Source organism: Pedobacter albus, assembly GCF_036324255.1.
Taxonomy (GTDB): domain Bacteria; phylum Bacteroidota; class Bacteroidia; order Sphingobacteriales; family Sphingobacteriaceae; genus Pedobacter; species Pedobacter albus.
Genome location: NZ_JAZDQT010000003.1, coordinates 226,033 through 252,493 on the forward strand (window position 1 = coordinate 226,033; position 26,461 = coordinate 252,493).

Consider the following 26,461-nt stretch of genomic DNA (forward strand, 5'->3'; position numbering starts at 1 on the left):
TATTATTGCTTTTCACCCCTTTAAATCCTTAGACGATGTTGGTATTAGATTTTCCCGAATTCCCTGTATTGGAAACAGAAAGATTGTTGTTGCGAGAACATCGCCTAAGCGATGCCGAGATCCTTTTCGATATGCGGACCAATGAAAATGTAATGCGCTATATCAATCGCCCACGTCCAAAAGATTTACAAGATGTAGAGCGCCTGATTACCCTGATCATGGAGAATACCTTGGCTGGCAAAAGCCTGCCTTGGGTAATGGCGCTAAAAGATCAGCCCGAAAAAATGATTGGCTCCATTGGTTATTGGAGCATAGATTCGGATAACCACAGAGGAGAGTTTGGCTACATGCTGCATCCCGATTACTGGAGACAGGGCTTTACTTCGGAAGCCACAGACTTAACGCTGGCCTTTGGCTTCGAAACCATCGGCCTGCACAGCATGCAAGCCGTCATCAATCCCGATAACGACGCCTCCAGGCAGCTCCTGCTGAAGCACGGTTTTGTAAAAGAGGCTTATTTTAAGCAAGATTATTACTTTAATGGCCAATTCTTGGATAGCGAAATCTATTCGCTGTTAACGCCTTTAAAAGACTAATATTCTAAGGCAGTTTTTGATGCTGGCCAAATAACAGTTTACGCTTGGTGCCTGCTACTTAGGGTTTCATCGTGGCTAAAGCATCGTGTAATCAAAACACTACTTTAAAATTACGATTCATTAGTTATATTTGCCCTCGGTAATTTTTGAACAAACAATGAGAGAAATCCAATTTAGAGAAGCACTACGCGAAGCATTAAGCGAAGAAATGCGTAAAAACGAGAACATTTTTTTAATGGGCGAGGAAGTTGCGCAATATAATGGTGCATATAAAGTGAGTCAGGGCATGTTAGACGAGTTTGGCGATAAACGTGTAATTGATACGCCTATTGCCGAGCTGGGCTTTGCAGGTATTGGTATTGGCGCCGCCATGAACGGCTTGATACCGGTTGTAGAGTTTATGACCTTTAACTTCTCTTTGGTGGCCATCGACCAAATTATCAATGGCGCGGCCAAAATATTATCGATGAGCGGCGGCCAGTTTTCGGTGCCAATCGTTTTCCGTGGTCCAACCGGCAATGCTGGTCAGCTAGGCGCACAGCACTCTCAAAACTTTGAGAACTGGTATGCCAACTGCCCAGGCTTGAAAGTAGTGGTTCCGGCTACTCCTTACGATGCCAAAGGTTTGTTAAAACAAGCTATTTTAGATCCAGATCCAGTAATTTTTATGGAGTCGGAGGTGATGTACGGCGATAAAGCCGACGTGCCAGAAGGCGAATACTATATTGAGCTAGGCAAAGCCAACGTGGTTAAGGAAGGTACCGATGTAACCATCGTAACTTTTGGTAAAATGCTAACCCGCGCGGTTAACCCTGCAGTTGAAGAATTGACCAAGGAAGGCATCAATGCTGAGGTAATCGATTTGCGTACCGTACGCCCTATCGATTATGCCACCATCATCAACTCGGTTAAGAAAACCAATCGTTTGGTGATTGTTGAAGAAGCTTGGCCATTGGCTTCTATTTCTTCTGAAATTGCCTTCAATGTTCAAAAAAATGCATTCGACCACCTCGATGCCCCAGTATTGCGTATCACTTGCGCCGATGTGCCGCTTCCGTATGCACCAACCCTAATCGCAGCCAGCTTGCCTAACGCAGAAAAAGTGGTTAAAGCGGTTAAAGAAGTGATGTACGTTAATAAATAAAATACACTTTCGAAGTTTTTAATACTTCGAAAGTATTAGCTATTAAATCCCCTAGGCCAGCTTAGGGGATTTTTTGTTTAGCCAATATTGGTTAAATAATCCAGATTTCTTCAGCTCTTGCAAACACCCATTTGCCATTTTTTTTCGCGACAAAAACCAAGGTTCCCATGCCCCAGCCCCAACGCCCTATGTTTTTATATTGTTCAACATAGTAACAGGCCTCGGTGCGATCGGCATTAAAAGCTACCCGACTAAAAGAAAGCCTGCCATTAAAATTTTTGTTTTGAAAAACAGCGCTATCAGTTGCTTTAACCAATTGGTAATCCTTCGCATTTTGGACTAGCTCAACAAATTCTGATTGAAGCGTAGGCTCAATCAGTTGCTTCACTAAAACAGGGTCGCCCTTTTGGGGCATATATTTAAAATGCTTGGCGCTAAACAAACTGTCTGCAACTTGATAGATATGCTTGCCTACCCTTAATGTGGTATCTTGCATAGTCAAAGGTTTGGCGCCTGGAAGCGGAAACTTGGGCTCCAGCCTCATCATGCTGTGAAAGTCGTTTTCAGATACGCGTACAACGGCCTGCTCAAAGGTTTGATGGATAACCTGTATTTCCATGGCCAAGTCGTTTTTGGGCTGGCATCCGTAAAGGGAAATCACCGTTAAACAAATCAGGGATATCTTTTTCATAAATGAATGATGCCAAGCTAAATTTTATTCCATAATAGTTTTAATTTTACGGCTTTCCTAATTAAATATGAATATCCACGCTAGGCAAATTGCTTCACAATTAAATATTGCTAATAGTCAGGTCAATGCAACACTTAACCTGCTCGACGAAGGTGCTACCGTTCCGTTTATTTCGCGTTACCGCAAAGAGCAGACGGGAAGTTTAGACGAAGTGCAGGTCGCGGCCATTCGCGATATGGCTCAGCAGCTGCGGGAGTTGGACAAGCGTCGGGAGGCTATCCTGAAGTCGCTGGCCGAGCTCGACAAACTGAGCCCAGAATTGGAGAAAAAGATAAACGAAGCACAAACACTATCGGCTTTAGAAGATATTTACCTGCCTTATAAGCCTAAACGCAAAACCCGGGCATCGGTAGCCAGAGAAAAAGGCTTGGAGCCTTTGGCGCTGCGTATCTTGTCGCAAAGCAGGATTGATCCGGCCGCAGAAGCCGATACCTATGTCAATGCTGATAAAGGGGTGAGCAATGTTACTGAAGCTTTGGCGGGTGCCAGGGATATCATTGCCGAAATGGTGAGCGAAAATGCCGAAGCCAGAAATAAAATGCGCCATTATTTTATGCAAAAGGCTACCTATAAAACGGTGTTGGCCAAAGGCAAGGAAGAAGAGGGCATCAAATACAAAGATTATTTCGAGTGGGAAGAAAGTGCCAAAACCGCACCTTCGCACCGTGTATTGGCCATGTTGAGGGGCGAAGAAGAGGGCTTTTTGAAGCTCGATGTGCTGCCACCCGACGAAGAAGCCGTTACCTTGCTCGAAAATCAATTTATCACCGCCCGCAATGCCTGTAGCGAACAAGTGCAACTGGCCATTGGCGATGGCTACAAACGCTTGTTGCGACCAGCTATGGAAACCGAACTGCGGGCAACGATTAAACAAAAGGCCGATACCGAAGCTATCCGCGTATTTGCCGAGAATGCCCGGCAGCTGCTCATGGCGGCGCCTTTGGGCCAAAAAAACGTCATGGCCATCGATCCAGGTTTCAGAACAGGCTGTAAAGTGGTTTGTTTAGACAGGCAAGGGAAATTATTAGAAAATACCACTATTTATCCGCATACTGGCCAAGGCAACTTAAAAGATGCCGAGTGGCAGGTGAAGCAACTGTGCGATAGATACGAAATAGAAGCCATTGCCATTGGTAACGGAACGGCTGGTCGCGAAACAGAAACTTTTGTGCGTGGCTTGCGCATACCTGAGGTCACCGTGGTTATGGTTAACGAAAGTGGTGCTTCTATTTACTCGGCTTCGCCTTTGGCAAGAGAAGAATTTCCCGATAAAGACGTCACGGTAAGAGGGGCGGTGTCTATCGGCAGGCGCTTGATGGACCCTTTGGCCGAATTGGTAAAGATCGATCCGCGCTCTATCGGCGTGGGCCAGTACCAGCACGATGTAGACCAAAGCCAATTGAAGCAAAGTTTGGACGATACGGTAATGAGTTGTGTAAATGCCGTGGGTGTTGAACTGAATACGGCTTCTAAGCAGGTTTTGGCTTATGTTTCAGGCTTGGGCGAGCAACTGGCGCAGAACATTATCGATTACCGCAATAAAAACGGGGCCTTTAAAAACAGGGAAAGCCTTAAAAAGGTGCCACGCTTAGGCGAAAAGGCTTTTGAGCAGGCGGCAGGCTTTTTGCGCATCCGCGATGCCGAGCAGGTTTTAGACCGAAGTGGCGTACATCCGGAACGTTATGCACTGGTTAAGCAAATGGCCGCTGATTTGGGTTGCACTGTAAACGACCTAATGAAAGACGGCAACCTGCAAAAACAATTGAACCTGCAACGTTATGTGAGCGTTACGGTGGGCTTGCCTACCTTAAATGATATTGTAAAAGAACTAGCCAAGCCTGGTCGCGACCCGCGCGAGCAGTTTGAGGTATTTAGTTTTGCAGAAGGCGTAAACTCGATAGATGACCTTAAAACAGGCATGAAGCTAGCCGGTATTGTAACCAATATTACCAATTTTGGAGCTTTTGTTGATATTGGCGTGCATCAAGACGGCTTGGTGCATACCAGCCAATTGGCCAATCGCTATGTAGCCAACCCTAATGAGGTGGTTAAGGTAAGCCAAGTGGTGCAGGTAACCGTAGTTGATGTGGATGTGGCGCGCAAGCGGATTTCCCTATCTATGAAAGAAGATAGCCAAAAAGGACAAAGCCCTAGAACCAACGAGGCGAAGCCGGTTAACAAAGACCAAAATACAAGGCATAACCATAAGCCCCAGCATCAAGCTAAACAAGCTCAAGCCGAGAAAGAAGCCGATGGCGATTTGCAGGCGAAGTTGGCCGCGCTGAAAGGCATGTTTAAATAGTTGGCAACTACTAGCCGAGCTCAATCTGCCTTTTGATGCTCTCTTCTAGCGAGATCAGGGTTTCGGTACGTTGTATGCCTTTTACGGCCTGTATTTCTTCGTTCAGTACATGGCGCAGGTGATTGGTATCTCTGCAGGTGATTTTGGCAAACATGCTATATGAGCCCGTGGTATAATGCAGTTCTACCACTTCCTTGATCTTGCTCAAATGTTCGACCGCATCTTTGTATAACGAACCTTTTTCTAAATAAATGCCCAAAAAGGCGGTAATGTCATAACCTGCTTTTTTGGGGTCGATGATGAGGTGTGAGCCTTTGATGATGCCCATATCGCTTAGTTTTTTCATCCTCACGTGTACGGTACCGCCCGAAATGATCAGGTCTTTGGCAATTTCGGTGTAAGGTTTGGTGGCATCCTGCATCAGATGGGTTAAAATCTGGATATCCAGGTTGTCAATTTCTAAATTTTGGGTTTCTTTTTTGAGCATAATTTTCTTGAATTTTAATGATAATGCTAATTTATTATAATATTTATAAAAATAAAAGAAAAACATTAAAAAATTTGCAACATATTAGCTATTTGTCCTATGTTTGTATCAAGCAATTCGGTTAACAGTTGCCCGTTACGGTTCACTATGGAGAACTGAAAATTGCAAACCGAAAAACTTAAATCCTGTAGGGTGGTGAAATTGGCAGACACACCTCCTTGTCTCGGTGGTAGAGAATAATGGGAAATCCAGCAATGGTACAACCACTCTATGAAGGTTCGACTCCTTCCCCTACAGCCTAGTCGGCAGTCTATAGTCCGAAGTCTACAGTCAAATTGACTTAAGACTAGCGACGAAGAACTTAAGACTTGTTTACAATGTTGGGTGGTGAAATTGGCAGACACACCTCCTTGTCTCGGTGGTGGGGATTATGGGACAAACGCAGTTTATGGGTTGACCACAAATTAATTTTTGAACTGTAGCTAACTACCCCTTGAAGGTTCGACTCCTTCCCCAACAGCCAGTTTTATAAATAATAAGTTAGTTAAGGGAGCGGTTTGAAATTCAAACTGCTCTTTTTTTTGCCTTAGGCACAAAAAAAGACGTCATGGGTTTTTAAAACCCATGACGTCTGATGAATAAGCCTTACGAAGTTTTTAAAACTTCGTAAGGCTATCGGTTATTTTATTCCGTACTTGTCGCTGAATTTTTTGTCCAGCTGTTTGTGCAGGTTGTCAAGATTGATAGAGCGGCCTTGGATAAAGGCTTCTTCCACCTTGTTGCTCTTCATGTCGAGCGCATCGCCTCCTGAAATGAAGAAAGTAGCATCCTTGCCAATTTCCAGACTTCCAGTCGTTTTATCAACGCCCATGGCTTTGGCAGCGTTTAGGGTAATGGTTTTAAGCGCATCTTCCTTGCTCATGCCCCATGCCGATGCCGTACCAGCCATAAACGGCAGGTTGCGTTGTTGCCAAAAGCCATCGATGCTCAATACCACTGTTACACCTGCATTGCTTAACAAAGCCGCATTTTTGTAAGGCATGTTTACGTCATCGTCGGCGTTGTTGGGTAGGGCATGTGGTTGCTTAACCACCACGGCCACATTGTTCGATTTGAGGAAATCGGTTAGTAGATAAGCGTCATCGCCACCTACAATTACAGGCGTAATGCCGAATTTTTTGGCAAACATAACCGCGCTTACGATATCCTTTTGTGTATTAGCTGTAATGAACAGCTTCTCGCTACCGTTAAAAACACCTTTCATGGCAGCCATGCGGGTATTGGTTACCGCAGGCGTGGCTTCAGTGTAGGCTTTTGATTCGGTGAAAAACTTATTGATTTCGGCAATGGCATTTTGGGTACGCTCGTTAGGATCTACCCCGCCTGGGGCAGCGCCAAATCGGCCACCGCCACCAAAACCGCCCCTGCCGCGTGGCGTAGCAGGCCAGGTCATGTGCATGGCATCTTCTTTTCTAATCGCGGCATCTTCCCAGTTCCAGGCATCTAACTGTACTACCGATGAACTTCCAGATATGCTGCCCCCTTTTGGCGTAATTTGAGCCATTAAAATGCCATTGCTACGCAAAGTAGCCGGAACTTTAGAATCGGTGTTGTAGGCAATGATAGAGCGGATGTGCGCATTGTTTTCGCCCAATTCGTCTTCGTCAATGGTGGCTTTTACCGATTCTATCTCGATCAGGCCCAAATTGGTGATAGGGGCAATAAAACCCGGATACACATGCTTGCCGCTGGCCGTAATCAATCGGGCATCGTTGGTGCTGAATTTTACGGTAGTGGCATCGCCTATGCCGGTAATCTTGCCTTTGTCAAAAGTAAGGTAGCCATTTTCAATTACCTTGCCGTCGCCGGTATGGATGGTCGCACCCATCACAATAATCTTCTGGCTTTGTGGCTTAGCCGGAGAAATGTTGGCCTGCCCGTAAGCCAAAGTACTGGTGACAAACAGGGCTATTGCGGTACTGATATACTTATTCATGATTGTGTTCTCCTTCCATTTGGTTCATTTCTGCCCAATAATCTTCTTGTGTTTCGCAGGCATACAATCTTGGTGGCCTTTCGCCAAACGCGCGTTGCGTACGTGCGCCAGCGTTTTTGCTTTCCAAAAGCTTTTGTACGATGCGGGCTTTTTCTGCCTGTTGTGTTTTTTGGGTTTGCGCGTCGCGGTCTATATCCCAATAGGCAATTCCATCCACAAAGGTTTTTTCGGCTTTGGCATAGATAGAAAGCGGGTTGGCCGACCAAACCACTACATCGGCATCCTTGCCTGGTTTTAGGCTACCTACCTTGTTGTCGATGTGCAACATGCGGGCAGGATTAAGGGTTACAAATTTCAAGGCTTCTTCTTCAGGTACGCCGCCATACAATACTGCTTTACCAGCTTCTTGGTTCAGCCTGCGCGCCATTTCGGCATCGTCAGAGTTAAAAGCGGTGGTAATGCCCACGTTGTGCATGATTTTTCCGTTGTAAGGAATGGCTTCCTGTACCTCCATTTTGTAGGCCCACCAGTCGGAGAAGGTTGAGCCTGCAATGCCATGTGCCTTCATTTTATCGGCCACTTTATAGCCTTCTAAAATGTGGGTAAAGGTATTGATCTTAAAGCCCAAGCTATCGGCTACATGGATCAGCATGTTGATTTCGCTTTGTACATAAGAGTGGCAGGTAATGAAACGCTTGTTGTTTAAAATCTCAACAATTGCATCCAATTCTAAATCTCTGCGCACGTTGTTGCCTTTTACGGCCAATGCTTTTTCGTATTCCTTGGCGCGGGTAAACTCGTCTACATAGGTTTGCTCAACGCCCATACGGGTTGCCGGAAAGCGTTGGTTGTTTTGTGCCGAACTTTGTTTTACGTTTTCGCCCAAGGCAAATTTGATGAAGCCATCGCTGCCAGCAAACTTGAGTTCCTCAGGTGTTTTGCCCCAGCGCAATTTGATGAGCTGTGTTTGGCCACCAATAGGGTTTGCCGAGCCATGCAGGATGTGCGAAGTGGTTACACCACCGGCCAACTGGCGATAGATGTTGACGTCTTCAGAGTTAATCACATCGGCAATGCGCACTTCGGCCGAAACCGATTGGGCACCTTCGTTAATGCCGCCACTGGCCGCAATGTGCGAGTGTTCGTCGATTAGGCCGGCCGTAATGTGTTTGCCGGTCGCATCAATTACTTTGGCGTTACCAGCCGATAGGTTTTTGCCCACGGCCTTGATTTTGCCGCCTTCTAAAAGTACGTCGGCGTTTTGCAGAATGCCTTCTTTTTCGTTGGTCCACACCGTAGCATTTTTCAATAAAACAGCTTCTTGCGTAGGCAAGGTTGCGGTACCAAAAGCAATAAACGGATAAATTACCGAGCCGTTGTTGATAGCTGACTTAGGCTCTTCGCGTTTCGGAGCTTCTTTAGCGGCCTCTTTAAAGGTGCCGTTCCAAGCTCCTGCCGGGATAGAATTCAAAATCACATCGCCTTTAAAGGTTAATGGGCTGGCGCTGGTTAAATAACCACTCAAACGAACATCGCCAACCGGGTTTTTCTTCAGGTTGAAGGTAATGGTTACCCAATCGCCGGTGCGGCTAAAGGTGGCATTGGTTTTCACGCTGTCGGCACCCAAACGCTCAATGGCTGCGGTCGATCCGCCGTTTGCGCCCGTAATTTTTAGTAGGGTAGTACCCACGCCGTCGATGTTGAGGCTGTAAGTGCCACGCAAATCGGTTACATCCATTTTGTTGACCACAAAGCGTTTGCCTTGTACCCAGTTTTCGAAAATGATGTTGCCCGGTTTAAAGATATTATCAGAGGTGATAAGGAAGTTGGCCAATTTGCCTTTTTCGAGCGTACCTACTTTATCGCCGATGCCCAAAAGGCCTGCAGGGATTTCGGTAACGGCCATCAAGGCTTGTTTTTCGGTTAATCCGTTGGTGATGGCCTGGCTTAAGTTGGTCCAGAAATCTTTAGGGGTTTCGAGGCCGAAAGTAGTGAGCGCAAATTTAACGCCTGCTTTTTCCAGTACACCCGGATTGGTTGGTGCCAGTTCCCAGCCTTTTAATTGGGCAAGGCTCAGGTTGCGGGCTTCGGTAGGGTCTTCTACATCAAAAGCCTTAGGGAAGTTGATCGGAATGATCAGCGTAGCGCCTGTGGCTTTAACTGCATCGATGCGCTGGTATTCGTCGCCGGTTGATTTGATGATGAATTGTTTGTTAAATTCCTTTCCGATTTTGTCGACGCGCAAAATATTGGCCCAGCCATCGGCTTCGAAAAGCTGTGGCAAGCCTTGTTGCTTGTTAAACTGCTCTAAAGAAATATTGTATTCTTCTTTTTGGTTTTTGTACCAGCTGGCATCCAAATAGGTTTGGCGCAGCAAAGCGATAGAACCCATTAAGGAAGAAGGGTAATCGTTGGTAGAAGTGCCACGGTTAAACGAGTAATTGGCTGCGCTTTGGTCATTCAGCATCACTTCGTTTTCCTTGCCGTCGTTTAGGGTAACGGCGGCCGAGGTGCCGCGTGCAATACCATCGCGACTGATTACGTTTACGCTACCGAAACCAGCTTTGCGCAGGTCGTCTGCCTTTTTGGTATCGATGGTGAAGATACTTTTCACTTCAACTTCGGGGCGGATGCTTTCGTTCCATCCGTAGGCTCCTTTTTTGGTTGAGGTAAAAACCGACTGGCGACCAAAGAAACCACCCGCGGCCTGGGCGCGCTGTGCCTCTGGAATGCCATAAGTGGTAAAGGCATCGATAAGCGAAGGATAAATGTATTTTCCTTTCAAATCAATCACCACATAGCCTTTTGGAATTGCAGTGCCGGTGCCTACCGACTGGATGGTTTGGTTTTTGATGAGCAATACGCCATTGCTGATCGTTTGATTGGCGTTAACTACAATGTTCGCATTGGTAAAAGCGTACAATCCTGGTCTGATGTCGAAAGAACCGTTAACGGGATAAGTCTGCTGTGCAAACAAAAATGCAGTAGAAAACACCAGCGCGAACGCGAGTAGAATTTTCTTCATAATTGTTGTTAAGTTAAGACCTTAAATCTATTGATAAATAAAGATTTATACCTTACCTAACTTTTATTTTACATTTTCGGCACAATAAATTAAAAAGAGCCGATTGTGGCTGTTTTTTACTGCCTGAGGCATGTAAGTGTATTTGTTTTGACAAAGAAAGCTTCAATTGTATTGCCTTGTGCTGATTCTTAATGGTTGAATCTATAATTTTGCTTCACCACCTGAGACACCTAAGGACGCCTTAGTTTTTTATTATCTAGTAACATGGGGATTATCCCATGTCTTTGCGGTTGTTTTTGATAAAGGCTATTTGCCTCATATTAATTCTTAATGGTTGCCTACCTAATTGCAGGACGTAATAATTTTACTCAACACCTGAGACGCCTTAGAAAACCTTGGTGCTCTGCCTGAATATTCTCAATGCCTTAATGGTTAACCTACATTTTGTTTTACCGCCCGAGACACTTGAGGGCTCCTCAGTTTTTCGCAAGAAATAAATCAGTTATAAATAGAAAACCCACCTGCGTTTGCAAGTGGGTTATAATTTGTGTTGAGAAATCTGTTAATCTGTAGCTGGTATTTAGTTTAATGATTAAAATCCGTAACGCAAGCCAATCTGGAACTGGTAAGGGTTGCCCGATGGGTTAACCACGCCAGAATTGTTTACACGGTAGTTGAATACCTTGTTGGTGGTGTCGAAGTTCGGAACAGCCGGATTGCCACCTGCCGCCGGTATGCCCAAGGCATATAAAGCTTGGCTGCCCAACGATTCGTTTACGCCCCATTTCTTGTTCAGCAAGTTGGCAAAGTTGAAGATATCGGCCGAGATTTCTACGTTATGCGATTTTTGGATCTTGATTTTTTTGCTCACCCTTAAATCAACCGTGCCGAAGAAACCATTGATACCGCCATTACGTTCCGCAATTTTGCCCGAATATTTCAAGATGTAATCTTTCAGGCTTTGGCTGGCCAATGGATTGTCTAGCAAAGCTTGCAGGCCTGTGCGTACGTTTGCAGGTACATTAGGATTGTTCCTGTCGAAAATGAAAGCCAAATCGTTGGTGGTTACAAAATCGCCGTTGTTGTTGGCGCCAGATAATAAGGTGTAGCGTGTACCGCCAATGCCCGAGTAACGAACCCCGATAGAAACGCCATAGAAAGTTGGCAAAGTACCGTAGATTACAACTTTGTTGCGGAATTGTCCATCAGAATAGCTCATTTTGCTCAGGTTTCGCGGGTCGTCTTTTACGGGTAACGACAAGGTTGCCGAGTTGGCTACGTTACCATTAAACGAGGTATTGTCTTTACTGTCGTTCCAAGTAAAACTGGCCGAAATCTCGCCATCTTTAAAGTATTGCCAAGTAGCATCTAATACAACCGCAAACTGGTTCACTTTTCCTTTGCTGTTCAATTCTAAAACACGGCCAAATTTATTGCTCAAACGACCGGTTTTCCAATCGGCGGTACCATTGCTTGGGATGCTTGGCACATAAACGCCACGATTGTCTTCGTTTGATAGGGTAAAGAATGGGTTGACTGCCATGTTTCTGTCTACGTACATGTAGTTGTTGCGACCCAAAGAGGCATAGCCACTAATACCCACTCTTAATTTGTCGGTAATCAGTTTGTTGTAGGAGATATTGGCTTTGTAAATTATTGGAACTTGTGCATCGGCCGCATTGGTGTTAATGGTTGGTACTTGGAAGTTTGGCAAAGTAGGTGCACTCACACCGGTTCTGTAGCCAGGGAAGTTTGGCGTAGGTACATCGGCACCAAAAACATCAACAGTTGCCAAGTGCTTGCCATCAAAAGTCAGGTTGTTAATGGTTACATAGTTGTTAATATCAGAGCTAAAGATACCTGCGCCTAAACGTAAATAATCGGTATGTTTTTCATTTACATCCCAAGTAAATTGGAAGCGCGGCTGTACAACAAAAGATTTTAATTGGTTGTCTGTGCGTACGCCCAATGCATCAAACAATGACTGATTTAGCGGCGATGAAGGATAATGGGCATAATCTACACGGAAACCAGCAATCAAATCGATACCCGGTGCCAATTTGCCTTGCAACTGGCCATAGACGCCTATGTTAAATATATTGCCCATTACGGTTGGATCGGCTACCAAAGGTACTTCGCGGTAATACCTGTTTGGAACAAGGTTGTCGAAGTTTTGAAGAGAGGTTGCTGTAGAGCCGGTGTTGGTGTACTCGAAACGGCCATTTACCTCGCTGCCATATAATGATTTGGCACGAGTATACATTAAATCGGCACCGAATGTGTATTTGATTTTGTCGGTGTTGTAGTAAAAATTATCAACCAATTGGAATACGTTGTTGGTAAATCCCTCCTGACCAAAGCGATGGCCACCAATTTGTACCGAAGTAGATTTAGTGCTTCCATCAGCAAGAACAGAAGTCAAGTTGCCTACAATAGCCCTTGGAATAGCGTAGTTTAACTGATCGTTTTGGGTACTGGCTTGAAAGGTGTACAAATGCTGGAACTTCAGTTCGTTGGTTACCTTGCTGCTTACGGTAGTACGCAAAGTGGCCAATAAGCTGTTGTCAACATTCTTGTCGTTGCCATAGCTTTCAAAGAAGTTGATAGAAGTATTGTCGGCCAAACCCAATGGATTGCGGTCGTTGGTGTAGTTATCGCGAATGGTTAACAAGTTCTTGTCGTTAATTTGCCAGTCTAAACGGGCAAAAGCGGCATCAGAACCACGTTTTTTTGGGAAGCTGCCATATTGTGGCGAGTTGGCCACGCCGTATTTGTTGCGGGCAATATTCAAGAAGCTGCTCAAGGTAGCATTCGTAATGTTAAACCTCGCTTCATCGGCTGGAGAGTTGATATCGGCAATAATCAAGGGACGGGAATCTTTCTGGTGATCCCAAGCTACAAAATAATGCAACTTGTCTTTGATGATCGGCCCACCCAAGGTAAAACCGTATTGATAGGTAGAAAAGTCGTTAATGCGTTTGTTGCCCCTAATGTCGTACGGACTGGCCAACCAATCGGCACGGCCATAACCAAAAGCACTGCCGCTTAATGTATTGGTACCCGATTTGGTTACGGCGCTCACGGTACCACCGCCGGCACGGCCAAAAGTTACGTCGTATTGGTTGGTTACTACTTTAAATTCCCTTACGGCTTCGATAGAAATCGAATAAGGTGCACCACTTCTACTGGTGGTAGAGCCTGCAGAAGTAGGGTTTTTGGCGTTCATGCCATCAATGGTATAGTTGGTAGAAGAACCCAGCTGACCGGCAATGTTGCCACCGCGACTCAACGGCGAAAGATCCATCAGCGTGGTAAAGTTACGGCCGTTTACAGGCAGTTTGGTAATGGCTCTGGCCGAAATCTCGGTAGAAGCACCAAAGTTTTGCACTTTATTCCTCAGTCCAGAGGCCACCACCTGCACCGCTTCCAACGTTTGCGAAGTGGCCAGCATGTTGATGTTTACCTTAACGGCATCGCCTTGGTTCAACATATAACCCGAAAGGATTTGGTCGCCAAGGCCTGTAAAAGTAGCCTTAATGGTGTAAGGGCCACCCAAAGGCAGTTCTTTAAAAGTAAATTCGCCGGTGGCGTTGGTGTTGGTTCTGGTGGTAAAACCTGTCGATTCGTTCTTAACCAGAACTGAAACACCTGCAATAGGTTTCTTCTGTTCGTCGGCAACAATCCCCGAAATCGAAGCCTGCGTAGTTTGGGCCAATACCTTGCTGGTACCCCAAAAGCAGAGCATAAAAAAGGATAGTAAAAAATACCTCATAGCTGATTTTAATTTGTTTGGCGCAAAAATCCAATCCGAACATTAACTCAGCAGAGGGCTTTGATTAAGTAATTGTAATGGGATTATTACATTAGACAACACTTGTTAATTCAGTATTAAGAAGGTTTATAAATAAAGTAATAGGACTTGCATTTGCCATTAATTAGCTATTTTTGGATTTGACAGAAAATTAAATTGCTTATACCATGAACGATATCCTTAAAAGTGCGCACTCAGGCTGGCGCTATGTTGTCTTTATTCTTTTGGTTGTTGCCGTAATCAACGCCTTGTCGGGCTGGCTTAGCAAAAAGCCCTATACCGAAGGCAACAGAAAACTGAATGTTTTTACCTTGGTAAGCGCTCATATCCAATTGTTGCTGGGTTTGGCGGTGTATTTTTTAAACGGCTGGTACAAAATAGACAGCTCGGTAGCTATGGGCCGTTACTGGAAAATGGAACATATTAGCATGATGATTTTGGCCATCATCCTGATTACCGTGGGCAACTCGAGGTCTAAAAAAGTGGCCGATGCTACTGCAAAACATAAGAATATTGCCGTTTTCTTTGGCCTGGGGCTGATTATTATCATTGCCACGATTTTTATGATGGTAAAAAGCGACCCTTCGAGAACTTTCTTTGGGGTTTCTTAAGGCTTAAGCACTGATTAGGAGGCATTCGAAAAAAATTCAAAATATTTTGATTATTTAACTTTTTATATATTTTTGCTCCACGATGATTAACAATATACATACTTGGCAATGGCGTGGTAATTCTAAACAGAGTTGCGTCGTAGCCTTGTGTACCTTATAGTTTATCAACTTAAACCTAAACTTAAACCACATTCAAAACCCGACGGAACCACACGTCGGGTTTTTTGTTTTTGAAATATCGCCATGGCAAAGCCCGACAAAATCAATTGAAATGGCGAATAAAGAAATAATATGAAAACATACCAGATACAAACACACACCAAAAAGCGCTTAGCCGATACCACTACGCCGGTAAGCATCTACCTGCGCCTGCGCGATGTGTTCCCGAACACCATTTTGCTCGAAAGCTCCGATTACCATAGCCGCGAAAATGCCACTAGCTATGTGTGCGCCGAACCTGTGGCCGGATTGGTTTTGCAAAACGAACAGCTGAGCGCCTATTTCCCCGACGGCGAAAAAAGCAGCAAGGACAGTTTTGTGCTTACCGATGAGATTGCAGCGTTTAAGGCACAGTTTAAATCGATAAGTCCCGCGGTCGACAAAAAAATATCGACCGGTTTGTTCGGTTATTTTACCTGGAATACCGTACAGCATTTTGAGGATATCAAATTTACTTCAACTGCGCCGGCCGATGAAACGATCCCGACCATGCAATACCATGTGTATCGCTATATTATTGCCATCGACCACTTCAAGAACGAGATTACCTTGTTCAAAAACGTGTTCAACGACGATGATAACGACGACCTGACCAAAATCGAATACCTGATTCAAAACAAGAACTTTCCCGAGTACAGTTTCCAGGTTAATGGTGAGGAAGAATCGAATTTGAGCAATGAGGGTTTTATGGAGATGGTAGAACAGCTGAAAAAGCATATCTACCGTGGCGATGTTTTTCAGATTGTACCTTCAAGAGCTTTTAAGCAAGGCTTTTTGGGCGACGAGTTTAATGTTTACCGTTGCCTGCGTTCCATCAATCCCTCGCCGTACCTGTTTTATTTCGACTATGGAAGCTTCAAGCTGTTTGGTTCTTCGCCCGAGGCACAGATTACGGTAAGCAACAGCGTGGCCAGCATTTACCCCATTGCAGGTACCTTTAAGCGCACCGGAAACGACGAAGAAGATGTCGCTTTGGCCAAAAAACTGGAACAAGATCCCAAAGAAAGCGCCGAACACGTCATGCTGGTTGATTTGGCCCGTAACGATTTGAGCAGGCATTGTACCGGTGTAGAAGTAAAGTCGTTTAAGGAAGTGCAGTACTACTCGCACCTTATCCACTTGGTCTCTAAAGTAAGCGGGAATTTGCAGGAAGGAACCAGCTCGTTCAAGATCGTGGCCGATACCTATCCGGCCGGAACGTTGAGTGGCGCACCAAAATACAAGGCCATGCAACTGATTGATCAATACGAAAAGCTGAGCCGTAATTTTTACGCTGGAGCCATTGGCTACATGGGTTTTAACGACGATTTTAACCACGCCATCATGATCCGCACCTTTATGAGCAAAAACAACCAATTGCATTACCGTGCCGGTGCCGGCATCGTGGCCGATTCGGTGGCCGAAAGCGAACTGAACGAAGTAAACAACAAAATAGCCGCTTTGCGCAGGGCAATTGCGATGGCTGAAGAGATTTAGGATTTTAGAATTACGATTTACGATTGAGATGGAAAATAATCAGGCCTCAACAGGAGGCAAAAAGATATTGGTAATTGATAATTACGATAGTTTCACCTATAATTTGGTACACCTCATTAACGAATTGGGTTTTGAGGCCGAAGTATGGAGAAACGATAAGTTTGAACTTGGCGAGGTGGCGCAATACGATAAGATTTTGCTCTCGCCGGGGCCGGGTATTCCCGAAGAAGCGGGTTTGCTGCTCGAGGTAATTAAAACCTATGCGCCGAGCAAGAGCATCATGGGCGTTTGTCTGGGTCAGCAAGCCATTGCCGAAGCCTTTGGAGGTAGCTTGCTTAATTTAGGCCGACCTATGCATGGCATTGCCACGCCGGTTACGGTATTAGACGAAAGCGAATTGTTGTTTAGAGATTGCCCAACACAGGTTGAAGTGGGCCGCTACCACTCGTGGGTGGTTAATCCTGCCGATCTGCCTTCGGTGTTGCGCGTTACGGCCATCGATACCGACCAGCAGATCATGGCCTTGCGCCATCGCGAGTATGATGTATGTGGCGTACAATTCCACCCCGAAAGCGTGCTTACGCCCGACGGCAAACAAATGATGAAAAACTGGTTAACCCTTTAAAGCTACGTCATGGCGATCCCGTTCTGAGAGCTGTCGGGATTTTGGGGAGAAACAATCTTTCCTCGCCATGATGATAAAATATAGAAAATGAACATACTCGATCAAATCGTTCACCGCAAAAAAGAAGAAATCGCTTCGGCCAAAAGCCGGGTGAGCGTAAAAGAGCTAGAGGCCTATCCGCATTTTAGCAGGCAGCCTTTGGTATTTAAGGATTTTCTGTTGGATGCCCAGCGCAGCGGGATCATTGCCGAGTTTAAGCGCAGGTCGCCATCAAAAGGACTGATCAACGGAACGGCCGATGTGGCTGCGGTAACCCAAGCTTATGCCCAAGCCGGCGCTTCGGCTTTGTCGGTGCTAACCGATACCGATTTTTTTGGCGGCAAGGCCGAAGACTTGCAACAAGCCCGAGCAGCCAATCAAATTCCCATCCTGCGTAAGGATTTTATGATAGACGAATACCAGATTTTGGAAGCCAAGGCTTGGGGCGCCGACATCATCTTGCTTATCGCTTCTATTTTAAGTCCGCAGGAAGTTGCCCAACTGGGCAGTTTTGCACAAAACCTGGGCTTAAATGTATTGTTGGAAGTGCACAATCTTGAAGAGCTGCAGGCCAGCATTTGCCCCAACGTAAATGCCATTGGCGTAAACAACCGTAATTTGGGCGATTTTACCGTAGACATCCAAACTTCTTTTGATTTGGTGAGCCACATTCCTGACGAGTTTTTGAAGATATCCGAAAGCGCCATCAGTAATCCACAAACCATTAAGGAACTGCAAAGTGTAGGGTATAATGGATTTTTGATAGGCGAAAACTTTATGAAAACCGAAGACCCTGGTCGGGCGATTTCAGATTTTGTAAAGCATTTATAGCCTGTAGTTTAGGGCTGGGATTAAGGGTGTAGTGATGTTTTCGTTTTAGTTAATGGCATAGTGTTTGTTTTTGGTTGGCATTACTCACTAAAAACTGATAAGATGAAAAACTTTAAAAAACTATTACTTGTCGTACTTCCGTTAATCGCTCTCGCAATTTTGGCTTCGTGTAGCAAAAAAGATGATGAAACACCCGCCGGAACACACAAAGTGGTGTTCAAGGCCGAAACTTCTTCTGATGCCAGCATCTCGACCGCCTTGTTTACCAATGCAACTGGTGATATTACCACCAACACTTCGGTAAACAGCAGAACGTTTACCAGTGCCGAGCTCACTATTCCTTCGTCTGTATTGGTGATTAATTTTGGCGCAAACGGATCGGGTGCAAGTGCCAACTCTAGCCTAAAGGTACAGATTTGGGTAGACGGCAAACTCGTTAAAGAAAACATCGGAACAGGTACAGCATTGTCTGCTACCACAAGCTATACTTTCGGTAAATAACACGAATTAAACCAAAAAAAGCCCGGTCTGGATGTAAAATCTAGATCGGGCTTTTTGATTCTATGCCCATGACAACAAGAATTTTTGCCCGGCTCTTATAGTCGTATAAGTTGTAGAAATGCCGAAAATTAATAAATCTACGCGTTTTTTGGGTGTCAAAATACTGGTTTTCCGTGATGGACTGGCATAGGGCACGGGTCTACCTTTGTGAGGTAACAACGAAAAAGATAAGACTATGAAAAAGATGAAAAACCTAAGAAAGCTATTCTATATAGCGCTGCCTTTAATGGTGCTAACCCTATTAAGTGCCTGCAGCAAGAAACCTGATGAGGTGAACGATCCGCGCAAAAACTATCCAAAAAATGTGACCATCGAATACAGGGTAAGCAAAGTTTCGGGCGATAATATTGGCGTGATGGACATCCGCTTTACCAACGAAACGGATGCCGATACCCAGCTAACCGGACAATCGCTGCCTTTCTCGAAAACAATTTCCAAAAGCGTAAGCTATGCAAGTGATGTTAGCCTAAGCATCACCGAAAATTATAAGATTACAGGTGCTATCAAGCTTGAAATATTGGTTAATGGCAAGGTGGTTAAAACGGAAACCCCTAGTTTTTCAAATACCTACATTACCGGTGGTGTAGTATATCAGTTTAATGATTAATTAACCCGAAACGTGCGTGGTTTGCACAATTCTACTAAAAAATACAGTTAATTAATGAAGGGCTTCTTGCAAAAGAGGCCCTTTTTTGTTGCCCTTGTCAATAAATGATTTTTTAGCTGGATTGCAAATCCAGGGTTATCTTGGTCGGGATGGCACATCCTGACCAGCACTTTGAAACTTGGCCACAATCCCGCGTTCTCTAAACCCGATGGCAGCGGGCACGAAGTAAAGCGTACAGCGGGGCTGCTGTGGCCATAAAATACTGCGCTTGCTTTCCTAATCGATGCGCTCTTGTTCTTCGCCAACAATTTCCATAATACGCCATTGTTGGTGTTCTTCACCAACAACCCCTCGCCAGCTTCGTTAAAAATAAAACATTAAGCCCCAAACTAAGTTTTATAGGTGCAAAATGAAACGAACTTAGATTTCGTATCTTTGTAGCATACAATGGGAAAACAGAAATATTACGATACTGCCCTTAAGCAAGAACGAGCCGTTCTGGTAGGGGTAATTATGCCAGGCGAAAAACCCGAACAAACCAAAGAATACCTCGAAGAATTAGCCTTTTTGGTTGATACGGCAGGTGGAAAGGTAGAAAAAGTTTTTACGCAGCGCATGAGCAAGCCCGATCGCGCCACCTTTGTGGGCACCGGAAAGCTCGAAGAAATACAGGCCTATGTAAAGGCAGAAGAAATAGACATGGTGGTTTTTGACGATGAGCTTTCGCCGTCGCAGCTGCGCAACATTGAGCGCGAACTGCAGGTAAAGGTACTGGACAGAAGCAACCTGATTTTGGATATTTTTGCCGGACGGGCACAAACCGCACAGGCCAAAACACAGGTAGAGCTGGCCCAGTTGCAATATTTATTGCCTCGATTAACCCGTTTATGGACCCACTTGGAACGTCAAAAGGGGGGTATCGGGATGCGCGGTCCGGGCGAGACCCAGATTGAAAGCGATAGGCGGATGATTTTGGAGAAGATTTCCCTGCTTAAGGAACGCCTTAAGCTGATTGACCGCCAAAACGAAACGCAACGCAAAAACCGCGGGCAGCTGATCCGCGTGGCTCTGGTGGGCTATACCAACGTAGGCAAATCAACCATCATGAACATGCTTTCTAAATCGGATGTATTTGCAGAGAACAAGCTTTTCGCTACGCTTGACACGACGGTGAGGAAAGTGGTTATCGAAAACCTGCCTTTCCTGCTTTCAGATACGGTGGGTTTCATCAGAAAATTGCCACACCATTTGGTCGAGTGTTTTAAATCGACCTTAGACGAGGTGCGCGAGGCCGATATTTTGGTACATGTGGTAGACGTTTCGCATCCAAATTTTGAAGACCAGATCCATACGGTAAACGAAACCCTGAAAGATCTGGGTGCCCGCGACAAGGAAACCGTCATGGTTTTTAACAAAATCGATGCCTATGTAACGCCTGAAACAGACCGACATGAAGACGAGGAAGAAGCGCCGCTAACCTTGGCCGATTTCAAAAAAAGCTGGATGGCGCATCACAACGATCCGGCCATCTTTATTTCGGCAACGCTAAAGGAAAATGTAGAAGAATTTAAGCAGCTGCTGTACGATAAAGTAAAAGCTTTGCATACCACGCGCTATCCCTACGATAAGTTGTTATATTAAGAAAAAAGAGCGCACACACCAAGAAAAGGCTTATATTGCAGCAAATGCTTTAGTCGTCCAATTTGGCAGTTAGCTATAGAATTTGAGATTATGGAAAGTAAAAGACAACAGAAGTTTGCAGGATTATTACAAGAAGAACTGGCCGCGATTTTTCAGCGCGAAGGGGCTTCTTATTTACCCAATACCTTAGTAACCATTACCAAAGTTAGGGTTTCGCCCGATTTGGCCGTAGCCAAAGTATATTTGAGTTTTTTGAATACCAACAACACCAGCCTATCGGTAGCTACCGTAAATGCGCATGCCAGCGAAATCAGGTATAAACTGGGTTCGCGCATTCGCCATCAGGCCAGGGTTATTCCAACGCTTTCGTTTTTTGTTGACGATACCAACGAATATGTAGAGCACATGGATAAAATATTCGATAAAATAGCCAAGGAACGAAAAGATACGGACGAGCCAACCGATGCAGACCAATAGGTACATTCGCGAACCAGGAAATTTTCTTACCCACGTAGTACCGGCCGTTTTGGCCATCCCAGCTTTGTATTTGCTGTTGCAGGCAGCGCACACCTCTTTTGCCTATACCGCCGCTTATGTGTATGGAATTGGCATTTGGGTATTGTTTAGCGTAAGCGCCATTTATCATAGCCTGCCCAAAACAGAATATGGTATCCGTTTTTGGCAAAAGTTCGACCACTGCTGCATCTATTTGATGATTGCGGGCTCATTTACGCCTACGGCTCTTTTGGTGTTTGATGGCTGGATCCGATGGTTGCTGTTTGGCTTGGTATGGTCTATTGCGATAATAGGTTGCCTGCTGAAGATCTTTAACCGCCTCAAAAATCAGGCGGTATCAACCGGGCTTTACATTGCCATGGGCTGCCTCATTATTCCGTTCGTTACCAAAATGATCGAAACCTTGCCCACAATGGCTTTGGTGTGGCTTTTCTTAGGCGGTGTTTTTTATATTGGAGGCACCTATTTCTATGCCAAAGACAAGCCTTTGTACAAATACTTCCATACCCACGAAGTATGGCATTTGTTTGTGAATTTTGGAGCCCTGTCGCATTTCATCTACAATTACGTTTATGTTTTTAAAGGCTGATGAAAAAGATAGGGTTGCTTGTTGTTTTTGGTGTTGGCGCAGCTGTGGCGCAGGCCCAGCCATTGACTAAAGCTTATATCGACAATTTGGTCAAAGCTACAAACAACCACGTACCGTTAGTGCACAATTACAAATACTTTCTGCCGTATTCGGGTTTTTATGAGGCAAAAGACAGTTTAAAGCTGAATAAAAAACTACGAGCTAAAACGGCTAAAGATTTGTTGCGCGTTGTATTGATGCATCCGATAGGCAATACCGAGGAAGCGCTGGGCGTAGAGCTTTTTTCGCAGGGTTTCATCACCATCGAGCTTAAAAGCAGGCAACCCAAGCAACAGAAGAGGGAAATGCTCGCGGAAGCGAAAGAAATATTTGCAACTGGTTCCAAAAACCCAATATTGGTAATTAATGAAGTAAGGGTTAGTCCAGATGAGGCAAAGGCAACGATAGCAAAGCTCAAGTTTGAGGAGCTGGATGCCATTGCCATTTATTACAGGGCTTTATCAACGTCGGTTTATGGCCAGCAGGGTGCTGATGGAATGATACAGATTTGGACTCGTCCCTTAAAAAAATAAGATGCTTCCGTTTAAAGAAATCATAAACAAACACATGGGCCTCATTGGCAAAGTAGTAGACTTTGACCCTACTGCCGACCAGCTTTTGCCATTCGATTTTACGGCCAACAACACTGAGCTAGACTTGCCCACGCTAAGTGATACCCATCGTTTTTCGGCTTGGGTTGATAAAAAACTGGCTAAAAACCATGCTCGCTATGGCATTGGAGGCTATAACGAACACCGTACCATTTACAGCAGAAGTACGCATTTTGATCAAGGCGAAGAACCAAGGCGCCTGCATTTGGGTGTCGATATTTGGGGGGCTGCCGGAACGCCCGTTTATAACTTCTACCATGCCAAGGTGCACAGTTTTCGCTTTAACAACAATTTTGGCGATTATGGTGCGACGATTATTCTGCAATATCAGTTTGACGAACTCACATTTTATGCCTTGTATGGCCACTTAGATTTGAACTCGCTGCAGCACTTGTACGAAGGCATGACGATACCGAAAGGCAAAGCTTTTGCCTGCTTTGGAAAACCTGCCGAAAACGGACAATGGCCACCGCATCTGCATTTGCAGCTGATACTCGATATGCACGATCTTAAGGGCGATTATCCTGGTGTTTGCCAATTCTCCAAGCGCGATGCTTATTTGCAGAACTGTCCAGATCCAGCCTTGATTTTAACACAGACTTTTGCATCGGCTTTGCCACAAAATTCGTAAATTGAAGCATGATAAGAATAGCCACCCTTTTTTTGCTCTTCGTTTCTACTTTTGCGCAGGCGCAGCAACCCAGTATCAAAGGCGGTTTGTCGGCCTTTATCAAAAGGAATATTATTTATCCTGCCTATTCGCTGCACCACTGTATTCAGGGCACGGTAAATGTGGGCTTTAAGCTCAATGCCAAAGGCGAAGTGTATTACGCTGCCATCAACAAGGGCATGGGTACCGATCTTGACGATGAAGCCTTGAGGCTGATCCGCATGAGCAGTGGCAAATGGACTGTGCCGCTGAGCCACGATACCACGGCTTTACTGGTAGTGCCCGTTAATTTCAACCTCGATGGCTACGACTGCCGACAGGTGAGTGCCAATGATATTGCCCTCGCGATAAAAGGCTATAAAGATGAGCAGGCGCTGGTTAATGTAGTGCTCAATTATTACCGCAACAAGGAAAATGGCAACTTCAAGCCCGAAGAACTGCCCAAAATCATGAAACTCAAAGCCGAGTTGGGCATCGACGACGATTACCTGAACAGCAGGATTGAAGCCGGTTTAAGAAAATACAAGCAGGGCGATAAGCTCGGTGCCTGCGAAGAATTCAGCTTTGTTAAATATATGGGCTCTCCGAAGGCCAAGGAGTACTTAGATAAATACTGTAAATAAAAAATGCGTCTACTTTTCCGTTACTTTGCTTTACTCGACCTCGTTTCTCTAGTTTTCATGTCCATGCAGCTGTGGCAAATCGCTACACATTTTAACAAACAACCTGATCAGCTTTCGGCTAAAATAAGTGCCATTTTAATGTTCCCGATGTTTATACTGGTGCTGTGGGGTGCTTACGGACAATTCAGGCTGCAAAAATTCGGGTTTATACTCTATTACATCCAGTTTCCTTTGAGGTTATACCTGTGGGTGTTTTCAGTTGGATTTATTACCCTGCTACCCGAGGCATTGAGCTATTATGGCGACAAATGGTTTGGGGTGTTGCTCAAAGTCTGCATCATGTTCGAATTTGTAAGGCTCTACCTGACCATTAGGGGGCAAGTGAAGCTGAAGGATTTGCAATAACTTGTTTTATTTTTTGACCACCTAAGCCACCTTAGAGAGGCTAATATTTAATTCTTCATTTTGCTTAATGCCTTTATGGTTATTCAATCCAATGGAGACTGGTGAAACTGGAAAATGGAATAAAGTTACCTTATTTTTTAACCGCCTAAGACGCCTTAGAAAGCTGAGGGTTGACTATCCTAATTCTTCATGCCCTAAATTCCTAAATGGTTAATCGGTGCAGTTGAAAGATTTGCAATACTGGGTTTTATTGTTTGACCACCTAAGACGCCTTAGAGAGGCTAAGGGTTGGCCGTTAATCCTATGCTCTTAATGCCTAGCCTTATATGATGGGAGATTCTCCTCTTTATCGGGCTTGCGAAGTCGGAACAACCACATGGATTGCCCGAGGGATAATTTTTGCCTTGAGCGAGCTTATTTTGCCCAAATATTCGCCGTCTACCTGAAAATGTACCCGGTGTTTGGTGTTGATGTGCAGTTTGGTGGTTTGAAAGCTTTCTATTTTCTTTGGATTGAAAGGCAATTTGCTGATCCATATTTTCAGAATTTCCATCACGGCATATTCTTTGACCAGGATCACTTCGAAAAGTTCGTCGTCTAATTTTCCATCGGGATTGATCTGTAGCCCCGTGCCATATCGCGTGGCATTAGCAATGGCTACCATGGCGGCTTGCTGTCGGATGGTCTTTTCGCCAATCGAAAATTCCACATCCATTTTGCGATGATTCCAAAGGGCATGCCAGAGGGCTTTGGCGTAGGTAAGCATCCCCCTTGCGGGCAATTCGTCAAATTTTTTAACCAAGTAGGCATTAAAGCCAATATCGGCCAGGTGGATGCACAGTTGGTTGTTGATGAGGATGGCATGGATTTGTTTGGGCCGCCCAGTTGTGGCTAAGGTCAGCGCTTCGTTTACCTCCAAGGGGATACCCAGTTCTTTGGCCATGCCATTGGCCGAGCCTGCCGGAATAATGCCAATGGGCGTATCATTTCCCAACAGGCATTCGGCCACCAACTTGAGCGTACCATCGCCACCAACGGCAATTACACGGTTGGCCTTTGCATTTTTGATGATGGCTTTCAGCTCTTTCATCACACAGGTTTTGGGTAGCTGATAAACCTCGGCCTGTTCCTCCCTGTCGTTAAAAAAAGCAGCAATGGTTTCGGCAAAATTTTGGGTGCCATGACCAGAACCTGGGTTGATGATAAAAAGAAGCTTTTTCGTTTTCACTTGCCTAATTTGAAGTGCCTACAAAACAACTGACGGCCAAAGCCTGTTTTAAATATGATGAACAAAAACCTGAGCGTAAAAATATACCACGGCTATGGGCATACCCATAATTTGGTGCTTTATGGCCATGTGTTTAAGTTCAAAGCCAAGACCAAGCAAGGCTTTAGCCGTAATTTTTTGGTTAATATGGTGCACCTGCTCAAATTGTTTATGGTAAAGCCCTATCCATTTGCTCGGGTACGCTTGCATTTTAACCAGCAGATTATCCACCAAAAAACAGCGTACGATGGCTTTTTCAAGTTCGAGTGGCAAGCCCAGGAAAACGTAACCGCTGGTTGGCACCGGGTAAAGGTTGATGCCGTTGACGAGGCCGACCAAGTGCTGGCAACGGCCGAAGGAGAGATTTTTGTGCCCCACATTACCCAATATGCCTTTATTTCTGATATAGACGATACGGTAATGGTATCGTATTCGGTAAAATTGGGCAGGCGATTAAAAGAACTCTTTACCCGCAATCCGCGAACGCGCAAAACCTTTGCCATGACACAAATGCATTACCAATTATTGGCCAATGCCTATACCGAGGTCACGCAACCCAATCCGTTTTTCTACGTGTCGAGCAGCGAATGGAATTTGTACGATTACCTGGTAGAAACGTTCAGGTTCAACCAATTGCCTGAGGGCGCATTTTTGCTCAATCAGCTTAAGCGATGGAAAAGCCTCTTTAAAACCGGGAAAACCGGACACGAAGGGAAACTGTTGAGGGTGATGCGCATTATTGATGCCTTTCCGAAACAGCGCTTTGTTTTCTTTGGCGATAACTCGCAGCAAGACCCAGTCATTTACCATACCATTGCCATGCGTTTTCCTCAAAATGTAGCTGCGGTTTACATCAGGAACATCAGGCCCAAAAAACAAGAGGGAACCCTGGCGCTTTTAAACGAACTCGAACAAAACCAAATACACACCTGCCTGTTTACGGATAGTGAAGAAGCCATTAGCCATTCGAAAAAGATCGGATTAATTGCTTAGCAGGCAAATGCTGCTTATCTTTAGGT

The 26,461-nt window shown here is 45.1% G+C and carries 23 protein-coding genes and 2 tRNA genes; 19 read left to right on the top strand and 6 right to left on the bottom strand.

Going from position 1 to position 26,461, the window contains the following annotated elements; genetic code table 11:
• Window positions 1-35 precede the first annotated feature (35 nt).
• Both VRU48_RS16135 and VRU48_RS16140 read left to right on the top strand, forming a co-directional pair.
• Window positions 36-596: a GNAT family N-acetyltransferase gene (locus VRU48_RS16135; protein WP_330108955.1), complete on the top strand. Its 561-nt coding sequence runs from the start codon at window positions 36-38 to the stop codon at window positions 594-596.
• A gap of 157 nt (window positions 597-753) precedes the next feature.
• Entirely contained in the window at window positions 754-1,740 is a 987-nt protein-coding gene (locus tag VRU48_RS16140; RefSeq protein ID WP_330108956.1) for a pyruvate dehydrogenase complex E1 component subunit beta, read from the top strand.
• A 91-nt stretch (window positions 1,741-1,831) separates the two neighbouring features.
• On the opposite strand, the gene VRU48_RS16145 is transcribed toward VRU48_RS16140, so the two are convergent.
• A complete protein-coding gene (locus VRU48_RS16145) occupies window positions 1,832-2,431 on the bottom strand; it encodes a hypothetical protein (RefSeq protein ID WP_330108957.1) in 600 nt (199 codons plus the stop codon).
• A 67-nt stretch (window positions 2,432-2,498) separates the two neighbouring features.
• Between VRU48_RS16145 and VRU48_RS16150 the strand changes: the two genes are divergently transcribed.
• Complete coding sequence (locus VRU48_RS16150; protein WP_330108958.1) at window positions 2,499-4,793, top strand: Tex family protein; 2,295 nt, start codon at window positions 2,499-2,501, stop codon at window positions 4,791-4,793.
• A gap of 10 nt (window positions 4,794-4,803) precedes the next feature.
• Here the strand turns inward: VRU48_RS16150 and VRU48_RS16155 are convergent, their stop codons facing one another.
• Window positions 4,804-5,280, bottom strand: coding sequence for an Lrp/AsnC ligand binding domain-containing protein (locus VRU48_RS16155; protein WP_199140699.1), 477 nt, complete (start codon window positions 5,278-5,280; stop codon window positions 4,804-4,806).
• A gap of 186 nt (window positions 5,281-5,466) precedes the next feature.
• Between VRU48_RS16155 and VRU48_RS16160 the strand changes: the two genes are divergently transcribed.
• A tRNA-Asp gene (locus VRU48_RS16160) sits at window positions 5,467-5,577 on the top strand.
• Window positions 5,578-5,658: 81 nt separating this feature from the next.
• A tRNA-Asp gene (locus VRU48_RS16165) sits at window positions 5,659-5,803 on the top strand.
• 156 nt (window positions 5,804-5,959) lie between these two features.
• Here VRU48_RS16165 and VRU48_RS16170 read toward each other — a convergent pair.
• The 3 genes from VRU48_RS16170 to VRU48_RS16180 all read right to left on the bottom strand — a co-directional run bounded on the left by VRU48_RS16170 (window position 5,960) and on the right by VRU48_RS16180 (window position 14,073).
• Window positions 5,960-7,276 carry an amidohydrolase family protein gene (locus VRU48_RS16170; protein ID WP_330108959.1) on the bottom strand — a complete coding sequence of 439 codons (1,317 nt, stop codon included), beginning with the start codon at window positions 7,274-7,276 and terminating at the stop codon, window positions 5,960-5,962.
• Complete coding sequence (locus tag VRU48_RS16175) at window positions 7,269-10,301, bottom strand: amidohydrolase family protein (protein WP_330108960.1); 3,033 nt, start codon at window positions 10,299-10,301, stop codon at window positions 7,269-7,271. The genes VRU48_RS16170 and VRU48_RS16175 overlap by 8 nt, the downstream gene beginning before the upstream one ends.
• Window positions 10,302-10,893: 592 nt before the next feature.
• Window positions 10,894-14,073 (bottom strand): TonB-dependent receptor, encoded by a 3,180-nt coding sequence (locus VRU48_RS16180; protein ID WP_330108961.1) that lies wholly within the window; start codon window positions 14,071-14,073, stop codon window positions 10,894-10,896.
• A 206-nt stretch (window positions 14,074-14,279) separates the two neighbouring features.
• On the opposite strand from VRU48_RS16180, the gene VRU48_RS16185 reads away from it, so the two are divergent.
• The 13 genes from VRU48_RS16185 to VRU48_RS16245 all read left to right on the top strand — a co-directional run bounded on the left by VRU48_RS16185 (window position 14,280) and on the right by VRU48_RS16245 (window position 24,175).
• On the top strand, window positions 14,280-14,723 hold the full coding sequence (locus tag VRU48_RS16185) for a cytochrome B (RefSeq protein ID WP_330108962.1): 444 nt from the start codon (window positions 14,280-14,282) through the stop codon (window positions 14,721-14,723).
• A 291-nt stretch (window positions 14,724-15,014) separates the two neighbouring features.
• Entirely contained in the window at window positions 15,015-16,418 is a 1,404-nt protein-coding gene (locus tag VRU48_RS16190; RefSeq protein ID WP_330108963.1) for an anthranilate synthase component I family protein, read from the top strand.
• Between the two features lie 28 nt (window positions 16,419-16,446).
• On the top strand, window positions 16,447-17,043 hold the full coding sequence (locus tag VRU48_RS16195) for an anthranilate synthase component II (protein ID WP_330108964.1): 597 nt from the start codon (window positions 16,447-16,449) through the stop codon (window positions 17,041-17,043).
• An 87-nt stretch (window positions 17,044-17,130) separates the two neighbouring features.
• Window positions 17,131-17,913 (top strand): indole-3-glycerol phosphate synthase TrpC, encoded by a 783-nt coding sequence (gene trpC / locus VRU48_RS16200; RefSeq protein ID WP_330108965.1) that lies wholly within the window; start codon window positions 17,131-17,133, stop codon window positions 17,911-17,913.
• A 102-nt stretch (window positions 17,914-18,015) separates the two neighbouring features.
• A complete protein-coding gene (locus VRU48_RS16205; RefSeq protein ID WP_330108966.1) occupies window positions 18,016-18,414 on the top strand; it encodes a hypothetical protein in 399 nt (132 codons plus the stop codon).
• Between the two features lie 244 nt (window positions 18,415-18,658).
• On the top strand, window positions 18,659-19,081 hold the full coding sequence (locus VRU48_RS16210) for a hypothetical protein (protein ID WP_330108967.1): 423 nt from the start codon (window positions 18,659-18,661) through the stop codon (window positions 19,079-19,081).
• Between the two features lie 447 nt (window positions 19,082-19,528).
• Window positions 19,529-20,722 (top strand): GTPase HflX, encoded by a 1,194-nt coding sequence (gene hflX / locus VRU48_RS16215; protein WP_330108968.1) that lies wholly within the window; start codon window positions 19,529-19,531, stop codon window positions 20,720-20,722.
• Between the two features lie 90 nt (window positions 20,723-20,812).
• On the top strand, window positions 20,813-21,199 hold the full coding sequence (gene rbfA / locus VRU48_RS16220) for a 30S ribosome-binding factor RbfA (protein ID WP_199141878.1): 387 nt from the start codon (window positions 20,813-20,815) through the stop codon (window positions 21,197-21,199).
• Window positions 21,186-21,827 carry a PAQR family membrane homeostasis protein TrhA gene (gene trhA / locus VRU48_RS16225; protein WP_330108969.1) on the top strand — a complete coding sequence of 214 codons (642 nt, stop codon included), beginning with the start codon at window positions 21,186-21,188 and terminating at the stop codon, window positions 21,825-21,827. The genes rbfA and trhA overlap by 14 nt, the downstream gene beginning before the upstream one ends.
• On the top strand, window positions 21,827-22,399 hold the full coding sequence (locus VRU48_RS16230) for a hypothetical protein (RefSeq protein WP_330108970.1): 573 nt from the start codon (window positions 21,827-21,829) through the stop codon (window positions 22,397-22,399). Before trhA ends, VRU48_RS16230 begins: the two co-directional genes overlap by 1 nt.
• A gap of 1 nt (window position 22,400) precedes the next feature.
• Window positions 22,401-23,108: a peptidoglycan DD-metalloendopeptidase family protein gene (locus tag VRU48_RS16235; RefSeq protein ID WP_330108971.1), complete on the top strand. Its 708-nt coding sequence runs from the start codon at window positions 22,401-22,403 to the stop codon at window positions 23,106-23,108.
• An 8-nt stretch (window positions 23,109-23,116) separates the two neighbouring features.
• Window positions 23,117-23,770, top strand: a complete 654-nt coding sequence (locus VRU48_RS16240; RefSeq protein ID WP_330108972.1) for an energy transducer TonB — start codon at window positions 23,117-23,119, stop codon at window positions 23,768-23,770.
• 63 nt (window positions 23,771-23,833) lie between these two features.
• Window positions 23,834-24,175 carry a hypothetical protein gene (locus VRU48_RS16245; RefSeq protein ID WP_330108973.1) on the top strand — a complete coding sequence of 114 codons (342 nt, stop codon included), beginning with the start codon at window positions 23,834-23,836 and terminating at the stop codon, window positions 24,173-24,175.
• A 346-nt stretch (window positions 24,176-24,521) separates the two neighbouring features.
• On the opposite strand, the gene VRU48_RS16250 is transcribed toward VRU48_RS16245, so the two are convergent.
• Window positions 24,522-25,403 (bottom strand): diacylglycerol/lipid kinase family protein, encoded by an 882-nt coding sequence (locus VRU48_RS16250; RefSeq protein ID WP_330108974.1) that lies wholly within the window; start codon window positions 25,401-25,403, stop codon window positions 24,522-24,524.
• A gap of 54 nt (window positions 25,404-25,457) precedes the next feature.
• On the opposite strand from VRU48_RS16250, the gene VRU48_RS16255 reads away from it, so the two are divergent.
• A complete protein-coding gene (locus VRU48_RS16255; RefSeq protein WP_330108975.1) occupies window positions 25,458-26,435 on the top strand; it encodes an App1 family protein phosphatidate phosphatase in 978 nt (325 codons plus the stop codon).
• Window positions 26,436-26,461: the final 26 nt, after the last annotated feature.